Source organism: Salinispora goodfellowii (assembly GCF_059570675.1).
Map to the genome: position 1 here is coordinate 115,207 of NZ_JCANTD010000002.1, position 13,843 is coordinate 129,049.

Sequence of the window (13,843 nt, forward strand, 5' to 3'; positions counted from 1 at the left end):
GAGACGACATGGGCGCCCGCGACGAGTGGGATGTGCTGTACAAGCGTGACGATCTGACGGTGAGCGAGGTCCGGAGGGTCTCCGGGGATCCCCTGCTGCCGGGCGAGGTCAGGCTCGCGGTGGAGAGGTTCGGTCTCACCGTCAACAACGCCACCTACGCCCGGTTCGGCGATGACTCGGTGATCGCCTTCTGGCGGGCCTTCCCCGGCCCGCCGGGATACGGGCGGGTGCCGGTCTGGGGCTTCGCCCGGGTCGAGGAGTCCCGGCATCCGGGCGTCGCCGTGGGCGGCCGGTACTTCGGCTACCTGCCGATGTCCACGCATCACGTGGTGGCGGCCGAACCCGGAGACCGGGGGTTCGTCGACATCACGGCGCAGCGTGACTTCCTGCACCCCTGGTACCGGACCTACGAACTGGTCGGGGAGCCCGGGCCGTTGGACGATCGCTGGGCCCTGCTGCACCCGGTCTACCCCGCGGCGTTCAACCTGGCCGACCTCCTCGAGCGCCAGGCCGCGCTTGGCGCCCGGTCGGTCGTGATCACCAGCGCGTCGAGCAAGGTGGCCCTCGCGCTGGTCGAGGAGCTGGCCGCCCGGCGGGTCCCGATCCGGGCCGTCGGTCTCACCGCCGACCGCCACACCGCGTTCGTAAGCGGCCTGGAGTTGTACGACACCGTCGTCCCATACGCGTCGCTCCCGTCGCTCAGGGTCGCCGGACCGGCCGTGTTCGTCGACCTGACCGGCGACCCGTCCCGGCGGGCCGCGGTCTGCGAGCGCTTTCGCGGCGAGCTGCGCCGGACCGTGCTCGTCGGCTTCACCCACCCCACGGCGACCGTCCTTCCGCCGCCAGGGCTGGCCGGCCCCGAGCCGGAGGTGTTCTTCACGCCGGCGGTCGAGGCGGAGACCATCGCAGCCGAGGGTGCGGACAGCTATCACCTCCGGTACGCGGCGTCGGAGAGCCGCTTCGTCCGGCACACGCGATCGTGGCTCGACATCCGCGGCGGCCGGGGCCCCGCGGCGATCGTCGACTCTTTCCGCACGCTGATCGCCGGGGAGCAACCACCCGGCGTGAGCAGCGTGCTGCGGCCCTGAGAGGAAGGGACCCGATGGCGGAACCACAGCCGCCCGAGAGGCGCCGGACCCGGCCGATGACCGGTGCCGAATACATCGAGAGCCTGCGCGACGATCGGGAGATCTACCTCTACGGCGACCGGGTGAAGGACGTGACCAGCCATCCGGCGTTCCACAATCCCGTGCGGATGACGGCGCGGCTGTACGACGCGCTGCACGATCCGGACAAGCGCACCGTGCTCACCTCGCCCACCGACACCGGGAGCGACGGCTGGACCCACAAGTACTTCACCACGCCCCGATCGGCCGAGGACCTGGTCGAGCACCAGCGGGCGATCGCCGCCTGGGCCCGGATGAGCTACGGCTGGATGGGACGCAGTCCCGACTACAAGGCGTCCTTCCTCGGCACGCTCGGCGCGAACGCCGACTTCTACGAGCCGTTCCAGGACAATGCACGGCGCTGGTACCGGGAGTCGCAGGAAAGGGTGCTGTATTGGAACCACGCGATCGTGCACCCGCCGGTCGACCGCAACCGCCCGCCGGATGAGGTCGGCGACGTCTTCGTGCACGTGGAGAAGGAGACCGACGCCGGCCTGGTGGTGAGCGGGGCCAAGGTGGTCGCCACCGGCTCCGCGCTCACCCACTACAATTTTATCGCGCATTACGGGGTGCCCATCAAGGACAAGAGGTTCGCGCTGGTGGCGACCGTGCCGATGGGCGCGCCGGGGCTGAAGCTGATCTGTCGGCCTTCCTACACCGCCACGGCGGCGATGATGGGCAGCCCCTTCGACTACCCGCTCTCGTCGCGGATGGACGAGAACGATACCGTCTTCGTGCTGGACAAGGTGTTCATCCCGTGGGAGAACGTCTTCATCTACGGCCATCTGGGCAAGGTCCAGCTGTTCACCGGCCGCTCCGGCTTTCCCGAACGCTTCACCTTTCACGGCTGCACCCGGCTGGCGGTGAAACTTGAGTTCATCGCCGGTCTGCTCGCCAAGGCGGTGGAGGTGACCGGGACCGGGGACTTCCGCGGCGTGCGGACCCGCATCGGGGAGGTCCTGGCCTGGCGCAACCTGTTCTGGGCCCTCTCCGACGCCGCGGCCCGCAACCCGGTGCCCTGGCACAACGGCGCGGTGCTGCCCAATCCGCGCGACGGGCTGGCGTACCGGTGGTTCATGCAGATCGGCTACCCCCGGGTCAGGGAGATCGTCCAGCAGGACATCGCGAGCGGCCTGATCTATGTCAACTCCAGCGCCGAGGACTTTCGCAACCCGGAGATCCGGCCGTACCTGGACCGGTTTCTGCGCGGTTCCGACGGCACCGGTGCGGTCGAGCGCATCAAGCTCATGAAGCTGCTGTGGGACGCCGTCGGCACCGAGTTCGCCGGGCGGCACGAGCTCTATGAGCGCAACTACGCGGGCAGCCACGAGAACACCCGGATCGAACTGCTCTCCGCTCAGGAGGCGAGCGGTCAGATCGACGGCTACAAGGCGTTCGTGGACGAGTGCCTGGCCGAGTACGACCTGGACGGCTGGACGGTGCCCGACCTGTCCGCCTTCGAGCAACTGCGCGAGGTCCGCGGCCGGTCCCTGAACGGCTGACCTGCACGCAACGGCTGACCTGCACGCAACCGCCGCCGGTTGCGTGCAGGTCAGGGTTCCCGTACGGCGCCGGCGAGGCCGGTGGTGTCGCCGGCCGGGCGCGGGCCGACCCCGCCGGGCCCGTCACCCTCGAGAACGACGTAGGGGTCCTGCTGCTCGAACCAGCCGACGCCCGGCGGGCAGCGGTCGTAGCCCAGCAGGCGGCGAACCCCCTCGGGGTAGGCGAGCACCTGCTCCTTCGAAACGGCCAGGTACTGGTTCTCCTCCTGCCGGAGATTGCCCAGGTCCAAGGCGATCGTCATGCCGGTCCGCGGCTCGTGGGTGCTGTTGCGGCCTCCGCCGTGATAGACGCCGCCGAGCCAGATGAGGCCCGAGCCGGGCATCATGACGGTCGGGATCGCCTCCTTGACGTCGGGGGCGCGCTCGTCGTCCCAGTGCTGGCTGCCCGGAATGATCATGGTGCCGCCGTTCTCCGCGGTGAATGCGCTCATCGCCAGCATGAGCTGCACCCGGCTGGTGGGGCCGGGGTGGCGGCGCAGGTGTAGCGCGTCGTCGCGGTGCAGCGGCTGCCGGCCCTGCCCGTGGTGGATCTGGATCACCTGGGTGGTGCTGATCTGGATGTTAGGGGTGAGTTCCTGCCTCGACCGGCCGATCCAGATGGTCCGCGGCTTCTGCATGATCGCCCGCGCCGCGCCCAGGTAGAGCGGATGCGTGACCACGGGAGTCAGCCGCTTGGTGCGGTTGAACAGCGACGACACCCGCCGGGTCTGCCGGCCGTCGTACCAGTTGTCGCAATAGGCCTGGGCGTCCAGGGCCGGGCCGAGGTCGGCCCACAGGCCGTCGAGCACGGACCGGTCGACGAAGTCCTCGATGACGACCGCCCCGTCGTGCTCCAGCGCCTCGACGACCTCGTCCAAAGCGGCTCCGGAGGTGAACCGGCGCAGGTGGGTCATGGCGTCCCTTCCTTCTTCAGCTGCCGTGGTGCGATCCGGTGAGCGGGCCCGTCAACGGCAGCGGGGCGTCCGGGGCGGACAGCAGTTCGCCGAGCAACGCGCGGAACTCCGCCACCATGCTCTCGATGGTGTCCGCCACGAAAAGGTTGGTGTTGTACCAGAGGCTGCCGGCCATCTCCCCGGACGGCTCGATGTCCAGGGTCCACAGCCCGCCGTCGGGGATCTCCGTGGTCACCGGCTGCGACAGGCGCCGGTGCAGCTCGGAGTACTCGAGTTCGCCGATGACCTCGCGCTCCAGGACGAGCGGGAACCGGAACACCTGGAAGGACAGCACAGCGGTGCGGTCACCGGCGAAGGTGGCCCCCATCTCCGGCGCCTCCTGCAGGACCTGACCGAACGGCAGGGCGTGCGCGTATGCCTCGAAGCACGTCCCGCGGGCCCGCGTGATCACCTCGCGCAGGGTCCGGCAGCCGGCGATGTCCGTGCGCAGCGGGAGCTGGTCGATGCAGGGTCCGATGGTGCCCTGGAACCGCTCCTGGTCACGGCCGGAGGTGAAGGTCGTCACCGTGAGGTCGGTAGCGCCGGTCGACCGCCGAAGGGACACCAGGTAGGCGGAGAGCATCACGATGAACGCGGAGCTCCGCGTCGACCGGGCGAGCGCGAGCACCGCGGTGGTCGTGTCCGCGCCGAGCACGAAACGGTACGCCGCGGTCGCCTTGGGAGCGCCGGCCGACCGCGCGATATCGGTCCGCGTGGGCACGAGCCGGGCGCCGCTCAGCTTCTCGCGCCAGTACGCCCGGGACCGGTCCGCCGCCGGTGATCCGTCGCGTGCCCGGTGCCAGGCGACGTATTCCCGGTACTGGTGCACCTCGGGCGGGGCGAGTCGCTCGTGGCCTGCCCGGACGGCGTACAGCATTGCCAGGTCGCGGATCGCCACCTTCATCGACCACTCGTCGACCGCCGAGTGGTGCGCGATGAGCGCGAGCACCGCGTCGTCGTCGTCGAACCGGCCCAGCACCGCTCGGATCAGCGGCAGCTCGTCGGCGCCGTGGGCGGCGGCTTCCAGCTCGATGAGCAGTTCCTCCGCCCGGCGCTGCCGGTCGTGCGGGGCCATGCCCGGCAGGTCGCGGACCCGCAACGACGCGGACGACGGCGGGAAGACCCGCTGGTGCCTGTTCCCGGGGTCGCGGACCACCCTGGTGCGCAGCGCCTCGTGCCGGACCACCAGATCGTCGAGCGCCCGCTGCAGGACGTCCGCGTCGACCGTCCCGCGGACCCACCAGCCGCACACGATGGTGTACCGCGCACCGAAGGGCCCGTCCTCGCCGCCCTTGTCGAACAGGCAGAGGAACTCCTGACTGAACGAGAGCGGTATCTCCCCGGCCGGATCCGCCGGCCGGGTGCGCACATCCTCGCGCATCCCGCTTCCACCTGCCTCACCCATGCTGCTGCCTCCCGGCATTCCGTCATCCGACGCCGAACCGTGCCTTGGTGTACTCGCGTTTCGCGATGGTGGAAAGGAAGACCGCGACCCCCGCGTGACTGTGCAACATGGACAGGTCGCGCCACACGCGTTCGATGTGTTGTCCCCGGCGCACCGAGCTGGACCCGGCCGTCGGGAACAGCCTGCCCTCGACGGCCCGCCAGCACAGCTCGACCACCTCGCGGCAGATCAGAGCTATCCGCAGCTCGCGTTCCGCGGTGAAGGCCGCGGGGCCTTCGGCGCAGGCGTCGAGCCACTGCCGGACGACGTCACGGAACGCCGCCTCGCCGGTCGCGATCAGCGCGGCCGCCTCGCCGTACCAGAGCTGGTGGTCCGGGTCCTCGGTCCGGGGCACGCCCGCCGAGAACGGCGCGGTCCGGGCCGCCATCAGTTCCTCGTAGGCGTCGAGCGCTCCCTGCGCCATGCCCAGCGCGAGGACCGCGTCCTCCATGATCATGATGCTGAAGGGGCCGCCGCCGTACTCCGGGTTGCCGTGCAGGCGGAGCCCGGGCGTACCGCCGGTGACGGTGAGCCGGCTCAGGTGGCCGTCGAGGGTGAGCCGATCGGGGACGAAGCCGCCGGAGATCGCGATGCTGTGCGATCCGCTGCCCCGCAGGCCGAGCGACGTGCCCCAGTCGTCCAGCCGCTTCCAGGTGCGGCGCGGGGCGACGAACAACAGGGGCTCCGGCGGACCTCCGTCCGGTGTGGGAACCAGCGTGTGCCCCATGAAGTGCGTCGCGTACGGGGCTCCCGAGCAGTAGTTCCAGACGCCGTTCAGCACCCAACCGCCGTCGGCGCGCTCGGCGGTTCCGCTGGGCACGACGGTGGCCGGGCAGATGAAGTCGCCCCCGGTGAACACCTCGTCCTGCGCCCGCTGGGGGAACAGCGTGGCGACGGCGTGCGCGTGCGCGTGCCCCAGGCAGTACATCCACCCCGTTGACGGGCACGCCCGGGTCAGTGTCAGCACGACCCGCAGGAACGTGTCCATCCCGAGTTCCAGACCGTCGTAGCGACGGGGGACCAGGATCCGGTAGAAGCCCGCCTTCCGGAACGCCTCGTGTACGTCCTCGGCGTAGTGGGTGAGGTCCTCGGTCTCGGCCCGCCGCCCGACCAGCACCGGCGCGAGGGCCTCCGCCTCGGCGACGACCCGCGCCGACGTGGCGCTGGCCGGGAACGGCCCCTTCGACATGGCTGGTCCTCCGGTCACAGGTGGGTGCGGTCGGCTATCGCCAGCTTGCCGCGAGCCGCAGACGGCGGCTTCCTGTGCCGTGCCTTTTCGGCGACCGGCCCCGGCGGACGACGACGCCCTGATCTGTCAAAAAAAAATTGAAGTCGACATTCTGAGAGATGCCCCGGATCGGGCACGCGACCGAGGATCAAGAACGCAACCGTCCCCGCCGGCAGGAGGATGAGTCTTGAGCGGGAAGCGTAACGACCGCGGCGCCGCGTCACCGAACTCCCGTGGCCCCTCTCAGCTGCCGTCCGCGACGGGTGCGCTGATCCTCGTGGTGACGACGATGTTCCTCGCCCGCGTCATGTTCACCCCGATCTTCGAGTCCCCGCTGTTCCAGATGATCCCCGACATGGGAGCCGTGGCGGTCGTCTTCTGGCAGGGAGCCTCCGCGGCCACCAGCTATCTGTTCCTGTTCAGTGGGGTCGCCCTGGCCTGGTCGGTGCGGCCGGGCGAGCGGTTGCGCCGATTCTGGTGGCGCCGGTTCCTCGAGCTGTACCCGGCTCACCTGATCACGCTCGTGGCGGCGATCGTCCTGTTCTCCTTCGTGCCGATGTTCCCGGTCGATCCCGGGGTGGCGGTGCTCAACGGCACTCTCCTGCACGCGTGGTTCCCGCAGCTGGAGATCTGGACGAGCTTCAACTCCTCGTCGTGGGTGGTCTCGTGCGAGCTGCTGTTCGCTCTCTGCTTCCCGGTGCTGATGGCCCTGATCGGTCGCATCCGGCCGGAGCGACTGTGGGCCTGGACGGGCGGTGTGGTGGCCCTGATCTTCCTCATTCCACTCGTCGCGACCGCGCTCCCGGACCATCTCGCCGCGCCCTATCCGGGGCACGAGTTCATCGGGGTCCCGGACTCGCAGTTCTGGTTCGTCACGAAGTTTCCCCCGGTGCGGATGCTCGAGTTCGTCCTGGGCATCCTCCTGGCGCGCATCGTGCGGACCGGTCGCCGGCTGCCGTTCGGGGTCCGTGGAGCGACGATGCTGCTCGTCGTCTCCTACGCCGTGGCGCCGCTGTTCCCACTGACGTACCCGATGGTGGCGGTCATGGCCGTCCCGATGGGCTTGGTCATCGCCGCGCTCGCCGCCGCCGACCACGCCGGGCGCCGGAGCTGGCTGAACAGCCGCGTCATAGTGTGGCTCGGCGGGCGCTTCTGGGCGTTTTACCTCTGGAGTTTGCTGGTCCTGAACGCGGGCGTGGCCCTGCTGGTCGGCGGCTTCGACTGGCTTACCGGGATCGCCGTCGTCGTCCTGCTCCTCGGCGTTACCCTGCTTCTGGCGTGGCTGCACGACGTCCTGGTGCAACGGCCGATCATGCGAAGACTCGCCGAGCCGGAAGGGCGGCGAGAGGCGGGGTCCGGCCTGGTACGGGCCGAGGCGGATGGACCGCGGGCATGACCGTGCCGGCCGATGGCTTCGCCTTCCCCGGGAGCCCGGCCTACGACGAGGCGACGCAGGTCTTCAACCTGGCCGCTCCGCTCGCACCGGCGGCGGCGGCGACGGTCTGCACCATCGACGAGATCCGGGGTGCGCTCCGCCGTGCCGAGCGCGAGGACCTACGGGTCGCGGTGCACACCACCGGGCACGCCTCGGCGACCGCGCCGCCCCTGGACCGGACCGTGCTGATCCGGACCCGACTGGACGGCGGAGTCGAGCTGGACAGCGCCCGCCGCACAGCCCGCATCCCGGCAGGCACCTGCTGGGGTGCCGTCGTCCGGGCGACCGCAGGGTCCGGGCTGGCCGCGCCGCACGGCTCGGCCGCGACCGTCGGCGTCGTCGGCTATCTGCTGCGCGGCGGGCTCAGCTTCTACAGCCGGCAGGTCGGGCTCGCCGTCAACAAGGTCCGCGCCATCGAGCTGGTCACCGCCGACGGCTCGGTGGTGCGAACGGACGCCGGCCACGACCCGGAGCTGTTCTGGGCGCTGCGCGGCGGCGGGGGCGGATTCGGCGTCGTCACCGCAGTGGAGATCGAGCTGTTCCCCGCGACCCAGGTCGTCACCGGCGCGACCTTCTGGCCGGCGGAGCACGCGCCGCGGCTCCTGTCGATCTGGCAGCGGTGGACGCTGGACGCGCCCCGGGACGTCACGACGTCGGTGCGCATCCTGAACCTACCTGACCTGCCCGAGGTGCCGCTGGCCCTGCGCGGGCGCCCGGTGCTGTGCATCGACGGCGTCGTCCTCTGCCCGGCCGAGGAGGACCTGCCGACCGCGCGTGACCACGCCGAGGAACTGCTCGGCCCGCTGCGGGCGGCGGCCGTACCGATGCTCGACACCTGGCAGGTCGCCGATCCCGCGGCCGTCCTCGACATCCACCTGGACCCGGCCTCTCCGGTGCCCATCGCCGGCGACCACATGCTGCTCGACGAGATCGGCGACGAGGGCGTCGCGGAGTTCCTCCGGACGACCGGTGAGTCCGGCTCGCCGCTGATCCTGGCCGGGTTGCGCCAGCTCGGCGGTGCCTGCTCGACCGCGCCACCGGACGCGGGCGCGCTGGGTCACCTGGCGGGCCGGTACGTCTACTCGGCCGCGGGCGCGCCGGCGGACGAGACACACGAGGCGGCGATCGCCGACCGGTGCGCGGCCATCCGCGCCGCCCTGAGCCCGTGGGACACCGGACGGACCGCACCGACCTTCGTGGAGAACCGCCGGCAGCCGCAACGGCATCTCACCCCCGATCAGACACGGGCCGTCCACCGGGTGCGCGCACGAGTCGACCCGGACGGCCGGTTCCGCAACGACGTCCTTCCCCACTGTTAGGAAGCCGCGCCATGCTGTCGCCCGACAAGATCAAAAAACTGCGTCCGCAGCTGGACGGCCGAATCATCATGCCCGCCGACGTGGGCTACGACGAGGCCCGGGCGGTGTATCCCGCTGGGGTGGACCACCGCCCGGCCGTCGTCATCCGGCCGGACCGCGCCGCACAGGTCGCCGAGGTGGTCCTGCTGGCCCGGGAGACCGGCATGCCGCTGTCGGTGCGCGGCGGCGGTCACAGCAACGCCGGCCACGGCGTGAGCGACGGCGGGATCATGCTCGATCTGGCGCTCCTGCGCGGCCTCGACATCGATGTGGCGACCCGCACCGCGTGGGCGGGGGCGGGTCTGTCGGCCGGTGAGTACACCGTCGCCGCCGAGGCTCACGGCCTGGCGACGGGGTTCGGCGACACCGGCACGGTCGGGATCGGCGGCCTCACGCTCGGCGGCGGGATTGGCTATCTCGTCCGCAAGCACGGGCTCACGATCGACAATCTCCTGGCAGCCGAGATCGTCACCGCGGACGGCCGGATCCGCCGGGTGGACGAGAGCAATCATCCGGACCTGTTCTGGGCGATCCGCGGCGGCGGCGGGAACTTCGGTGTCGCGACCCGGTTCCGGTTTCGCCTGCACCCGGTGCCTTCCATCGTCGGCGGCATGCTGATCCTGCCGGCCACGGACGAAGTGATCCGGTCCTTCGTCGCCGAGGCCGAGGCCGCCCCCGACGAGCTGTCGGCCATCGCCAACGTCATGCCCGCCCCGCCCATGCCTCTCCTGCCCGCGGAGCAGCACGGGCGGCTGGTCCTCATGGCGACCCTGTGCTACGCCGGCCCACCGGAGACCGGTGAACGGATCCTCGCGCCGTTCCGTGCGCTGGCCACGCCACTGGCCGACATGGTGACCGCGATGCCGTACAGCGGCCTCTACCCGCCCGAGGACGACGACTTCCACCCCCTGGCGGCGTCGCACACGATGTTCGTCGACGCCGTCGGGCTGGCCAAGGCGGCAACGATCCTCGACTTCCTGCGCAGCTCCACCGCGATGATGCCGGCGGCGCAGCTGCGCGTGGTGGGCGGCGCGATGGCCCGCGTGCCCGCCGAGGCCACCGCGTTCGCGCACCGCCGGAGCCGGATCATGGTCAATCTGGCCGCGATCTACGAGGACGCCGCCGAAGCCGCGACGCACGAGGCGTGGATCCGGCGGTTCGCGGAGGCGATCCGCGGTCGAGACCACGGCGCCTACGTCAACTTCCTCGGCGATGAGGGACCGGAGCGAGTCCGTGCCGCCTACCCCGGGCGTACCTGGGATCGTCTGCGGGAGATCAAGGCGAAGTACGACCCGGACAATCTCTTCCGCCTCAACCAGAACGTCCCGCCCGCCGCGGTCAGCTGACCACGGCCGTGCCCGCATCCGCGGCTCTGCAGCTTCCGGCTTTGCCGCAGCTCCCGCGCTCCAGGGCTTGCTGCGGCTCGCGGGACAAACCACGAGGGGCCCCCGGCGTCCTCCCGACGCCGGAGGCCCCTTTCCGGGAGCCGAGCATGGATCAGTGCGGCGCGGTCGCGTCCGCAGCCTCCGTCTCGTTCGCGACCGGGGCCTCGGTGTCCTGGATCGGCGGCACGTGACGCAGCCACACCAGCGTGAGCACCGTGATCGCGGTGAACAGGACGGCGCCCAGCAGGCCCACCACGTTGAGCCCGGCGGTGAACGCCTCACGGGCGGAGGTGAGCAGGTCGTCGGCCAGGGAGCCGCCGAGGTTCCCGGCCGCCTCCGCGGCGGTGGCGATGTTCTCCCGGGCGGCGGCGGCCGCGTCGGCGGGCAGGTTGGCCGGCAGCGTGAGTCGGTTCTGGTAGACGGCGGTGGCGATGCTGCCCAGGACGGCGATGCCGACCGCCAGGCCGAAATGACCATTGGCCTCGGACAGCGCCGACGCCGAGCCGGTCCGCTCCGGCGGCACCGAGCCGAGCACCATGTTGTAGCCCAGCACGACCAGCGGGGCGAGACCGATGTTGATCAGGACCAGCGCGGTCACGATCATGGCCAGGCCGCCGCCGCTGGGCACCTGGGACAGCACGACGCAACCCACGGCGGTCACCAAGAGTCCGCCCGCCATGACGTAAGCGGGCCGCCACATCTGGCCCAGCTTCGGTGTCACCGAGAGGGCGACGAGCGTGGCGACGACACCGGGCACCAGCCACAGGCCCGCCGCCCGGGGCGAGAGCCCCTCGACCAGCTGCAACTGGATGTTGATCAGCAGCAGGCTGCCACTCATCATGACCCCGACGAGCAGGGCCAGCACCACGACGCTGCGGTAGACGCGGATCCGGAACAGGCCCAGGTCGAACAGCGGGTCGTCGAGCCGGCGCTGTCGGCGGACGAACAGGACACCAAACCCCACGCCGGTGAGCATGGTCGCGACGGCCGTCACCGACCAGCCGTCGCCGACGTACTCCTTGAGGCCGTAGATGAGCGGGATGATGGCCAGCAGCGAGAGGGCGACGCTGAGCAGGTCGACCCGGCCGGCGTCGGGGTTGCGGTACTCCGGCAGCAAGGACGGCCCGGCCACCAGCAGCAGCACCATGACCGGGACCGCCAGCAGGAACACCGAACCCCACCAGAACCAGGACAACATCAGCCCGCCGACGATCGGACCGAGCACGCCCCCGAACATGAAGCAGCCCGACCAGACCGCGACGGCGGTGCCGCGCTCCTTCTCGTTCTTGAACATGTTGGAGATCAGAGCCATCGTCGACGGTGCCAGGGTCGCTCCGGAGATGCCCAGCAGCGCCCGGGCGCCGATGAGCATCTCCGCGCTGGTGGCGAAGGCCGCGAGCAGCGAGGCCAGACCGAAGAGGGTACCGCCGATCATCAGCAGCTTGCGTCGGCCGATCCGGTCGCCGAGGGTGCCCATCGTGACCAGGAACCCGGCGAGCATGAACCCGTAGATGTCGGCGATCCAGAGCTGCTGGACGCTGCTCGGCTGCAGATCCTGCGTCAGGTGCGGGATGGCCAGGAACAGCACGCTCATGTCCACCGACAGCAACAGTGCCGGCAGGGCGAGAACGACCAGGCCGAACCATTGCCGGCGGCCCGCGCGGGCGGGCACCTCGTTCTCGGTACGGGTATCCATCGCAGATCCTTCCTCTGTCCTTGATGCGGCCTCGTCTATCCGTCCGACGAACGACTGGGAGCGCGATCGACGACCTCGGACGTGCGATTTCACTGTCAAATCAGGGGTTCGGTGGGCCGGGGGACACCGCGGCGGGGACGCGTGCCGACCCAACCGCGCCGGCACGCGTCCCCACAGGTGCGGCCGGCTCCGGCCGCCGGTCTCAGTCCTCCGGCGGGACGAACAGCGGCCGGATCTCGACACCGCCGCCGTGCTGGGTGGCCGGGTTGAGCTTGCCGACCTTCAGCGCCACGTCCAGGTTGGGCGCCTCGATGACGAAGAACCCGGAGAGCACCTCCTTGCCGCCGTGGAACGTGCTGTCGGAGACCACGTCACCGCGGACCGAGGTGGCCGTGGTGCTGGGCTGGAACGCGAACCCGGTGACCGGCGTGGCGCCCAGCTCCGACACCTGGTCGGGGTAGGTCTCCAGCGCCTTCTCGTACTCGGCCGGCAGGTCCATCGGGTCGGCCGGCGCCGGCGCGTAGACGAAGATCCCGTACTGGGCCATGAGGCTCCTCCTCGGAGTCGGTGTTTTGCCCTACGCCCGTTCCGACGCGCGGGCCGGACCGGATTCGACAGCCGGTCAGAAAAATCCGCAGGGGTCAGCGGCCGCGCTCCGGCTGGACGCCGGTCTCGGGCAGGGCCAGCCACCAGGAGTTCCGCCGCGCCCACCCGATCGTGCGGGCGAGCCCGTCGCGTAGATCCGTGGTGGCCCGCCAGCCGAGCAGGCTGCGGATCTTGGTGGTGTCGGGCACCCGCCGGCGCAGATCCTGGTACCGGCTGCCGAGCCGGTCCCGGGTGTCCACCGGCACGCCGATCCCGACCCCGGTCAGTTCCGTGACGAGGGCGCTCAGCCGGGTCACCGTGGTCTCGGCAGAGCTGCCGACGTTGAAGCACTCGCCGACAGCCCGGTCGTCGGTACCGACCGCGATGGTGGCGTCGACGGCGTCCTGGACGTAGGTGAAGCAGCGCGTCTGGCCGCCGCCGTCGTAGACCACCGGAGGTTGGCCGTTCAGCGCCCGGTGCACGCTGCGGCTGACAACGAAGGCGGGCCGCTGCCGCGGGCCGTACACGTTGAAGTAGCGCAGCACGGCGGCGCGGAGCCCGCGCTCGCGGGCGAAGGCGAAGGCGAGATGCTCGCCCAGCGCCTTGCTGGAGGAGTAGCTCCAGCGGTCCACGGCGGTGCTGCCCAGCACCCGGTCATCGTCCTCGCGCCACGGGACCGCCGGGTTCTTCCCGAACACCTCGCTGGTGCTCGCGACGACGACCTTCGCGCCCGCCTTTGCGGCGAGTTCCAGCACGTTCCGGGTGCCGAACAGGTTGATGTCGATGACGTCCAACGGACGGTCGAGATAGCGGTCCACCCCGACGACGGCGGCGAGGTGGTAGACCGTGTCGACGCCGTCGCGCACCACCTCGACCAGCCGTGCCGCGTCCCGGATGTCACCGCTGACATGGCGGACCGCGGGCGACGGCGTGCGGTCGGGCGGCGGCGATCCGCTGTCGAACACGGTGACCTCGTCACCCCGCCGAACCAATGCTTCGACCAGGTGGCTGCCGAGGAATCCGCACCCGCCGGTCACCACGACCCGCGCCAC

General features: G+C 70.8%; 11 protein-coding genes. 5 read left to right on the forward strand and 6 right to left on the reverse strand.

Annotated elements, in window-relative coordinates; all coding sequences use genetic code 11:
- Positions 1-8: 8 nt before the first annotated feature.
- Both T398_RS02995 and T398_RS03000 read left to right on the forward strand, forming a co-directional pair.
- On the forward strand, positions 9-1,088 hold the full coding sequence (locus tag T398_RS02995; protein WP_496444301.1) for a DUF2855 family protein: 1,080 nt from the start codon (positions 9-11) through the stop codon (positions 1,086-1,088).
- Between the two features lie 14 nt (positions 1,089-1,102).
- The gene (locus T398_RS03000; RefSeq protein WP_496444303.1) at positions 1,103-2,668 is read left to right on the forward strand and encodes a 4-hydroxyphenylacetate 3-hydroxylase family protein; all 1,566 of its coding nucleotides are present in this window, start codon (positions 1,103-1,105) and stop codon (positions 2,666-2,668) included.
- A gap of 50 nt (positions 2,669-2,718) precedes the next feature.
- Here the strand turns inward: T398_RS03000 and T398_RS03005 are convergent, their stop codons facing one another.
- Genes T398_RS03005 through T398_RS03015 form a run of 3 tightly spaced genes read right to left on the reverse strand, consistent with a single transcriptional unit; the run spans position 2,719 to position 6,293 of the window.
- Positions 2,719-3,621: a phytanoyl-CoA dioxygenase family protein gene (locus T398_RS03005; RefSeq protein WP_496444305.1), complete on the reverse strand. Its 903-nt coding sequence runs from the start codon at positions 3,619-3,621 to the stop codon at positions 2,719-2,721.
- 16 nt (positions 3,622-3,637) lie between these two features.
- Positions 3,638-5,041 carry a condensation domain-containing protein gene (locus T398_RS03010; RefSeq protein ID WP_496444307.1) on the reverse strand — a complete coding sequence of 468 codons (1,404 nt, stop codon included), beginning with the start codon at positions 5,039-5,041 and terminating at the stop codon, positions 3,638-3,640.
- A 46-nt stretch (positions 5,042-5,087) separates the two neighbouring features.
- Complete coding sequence (locus T398_RS03015) at positions 5,088-6,293, reverse strand: acyl-CoA dehydrogenase family protein (RefSeq protein WP_496444309.1); 1,206 nt, start codon at positions 6,291-6,293, stop codon at positions 5,088-5,090.
- A 226-nt stretch (positions 6,294-6,519) separates the two neighbouring features.
- Here T398_RS03015 and T398_RS03020 point away from each other — a divergent pair, with 226 nt between their 5' ends.
- Genes T398_RS03020 through T398_RS03030 form a run of 3 tightly spaced genes read left to right on the forward strand, consistent with a single transcriptional unit; the run spans position 6,520 to position 10,471 of the window.
- Complete coding sequence (locus T398_RS03020) at positions 6,520-7,728, forward strand: acyltransferase family protein (protein ID WP_496444311.1); 1,209 nt, start codon at positions 6,520-6,522, stop codon at positions 7,726-7,728.
- The gene (locus T398_RS03025; protein ID WP_496444313.1) at positions 7,725-9,086 is read left to right on the forward strand and encodes an FAD-binding oxidoreductase; all 1,362 of its coding nucleotides are present in this window, start codon (positions 7,725-7,727) and stop codon (positions 9,084-9,086) included. Before T398_RS03020 ends, T398_RS03025 begins: the two co-directional genes overlap by 4 nt.
- A gap of 11 nt (positions 9,087-9,097) precedes the next feature.
- Positions 9,098-10,471 carry an FAD-binding oxidoreductase gene (locus T398_RS03030; RefSeq protein ID WP_496444315.1) on the forward strand — a complete coding sequence of 458 codons (1,374 nt, stop codon included), beginning with the start codon at positions 9,098-9,100 and terminating at the stop codon, positions 10,469-10,471.
- Positions 10,472-10,622: 151 nt separating this feature from the next.
- Here T398_RS03030 and T398_RS03035 read toward each other — a convergent pair whose 3' ends face one another.
- The 3 genes from T398_RS03035 to T398_RS03045 all read right to left on the reverse strand — a co-directional run bounded on the left by T398_RS03035 (position 10,623) and on the right by T398_RS03045 (position 13,843).
- Positions 10,623-12,206: an MFS transporter gene (locus T398_RS03035; protein ID WP_496444317.1), complete on the reverse strand. Its 1,584-nt coding sequence runs from the start codon at positions 12,204-12,206 to the stop codon at positions 10,623-10,625.
- A gap of 202 nt (positions 12,207-12,408) precedes the next feature.
- The gene (locus T398_RS03040; RefSeq protein WP_496444319.1) at positions 12,409-12,753 is read right to left on the reverse strand and encodes a YciI family protein; all 345 of its coding nucleotides are present in this window, start codon (positions 12,751-12,753) and stop codon (positions 12,409-12,411) included.
- Between the two features lie 94 nt (positions 12,754-12,847).
- Positions 12,848-13,843 (reverse strand): NAD-dependent epimerase/dehydratase family protein, encoded by a 996-nt coding sequence (locus T398_RS03045; RefSeq protein WP_496444321.1) that lies wholly within the window; start codon positions 13,841-13,843, stop codon positions 12,848-12,850.

What these genes read in the sequence shown, in the direction of transcription:
- T398_RS02995 (WP_496444301.1), top strand. Translation starts at nt 9, where the DNA reads ATGGGCGCCCGCGACGAGTGGGATGTGCTGTACAAGCGTGACGATCTG.
- T398_RS03000 (WP_496444303.1), top strand. Translation starts at nt 1,103, where the DNA reads ATGGCGGAACCACAGCCGCCCGAGAGGCGCCGGACCCGGCCGATGACC.
- T398_RS03005 (WP_496444305.1), bottom strand. Translation starts at nt 3,621, where the DNA reads ATGACCCACCTGCGCCGGTTCACCTCCGGAGCCGCTTTGGACGAGGTC.
- T398_RS03010 (WP_496444307.1), bottom strand. Translation starts at nt 5,041, where the DNA reads ATGCGCGAGGATGTGCGCACCCGGCCGGCGGATCCGGCCGGGGAGATA.
- T398_RS03015 (WP_496444309.1), bottom strand. Translation starts at nt 6,293, where the DNA reads ATGTCGAAGGGGCCGTTCCCGGCCAGCGCCACGTCGGCGCGGGTCGTC.
- T398_RS03025 (WP_496444313.1), top strand. Translation starts at nt 7,725, where the DNA reads ATGACCGTGCCGGCCGATGGCTTCGCCTTCCCCGGGAGCCCGGCCTAC.
- T398_RS03030 (WP_496444315.1), top strand. Translation starts at nt 9,098, where the DNA reads ATGCTGTCGCCCGACAAGATCAAAAAACTGCGTCCGCAGCTGGACGGC.
- T398_RS03035 (WP_496444317.1), bottom strand. Translation starts at nt 12,206, where the DNA reads ATGGATACCCGTACCGAGAACGAGGTGCCCGCCCGCGCGGGCCGCCGG.
- T398_RS03040 (WP_496444319.1), bottom strand. Translation starts at nt 12,753, where the DNA reads ATGGCCCAGTACGGGATCTTCGTCTACGCGCCGGCGCCGGCCGACCCG.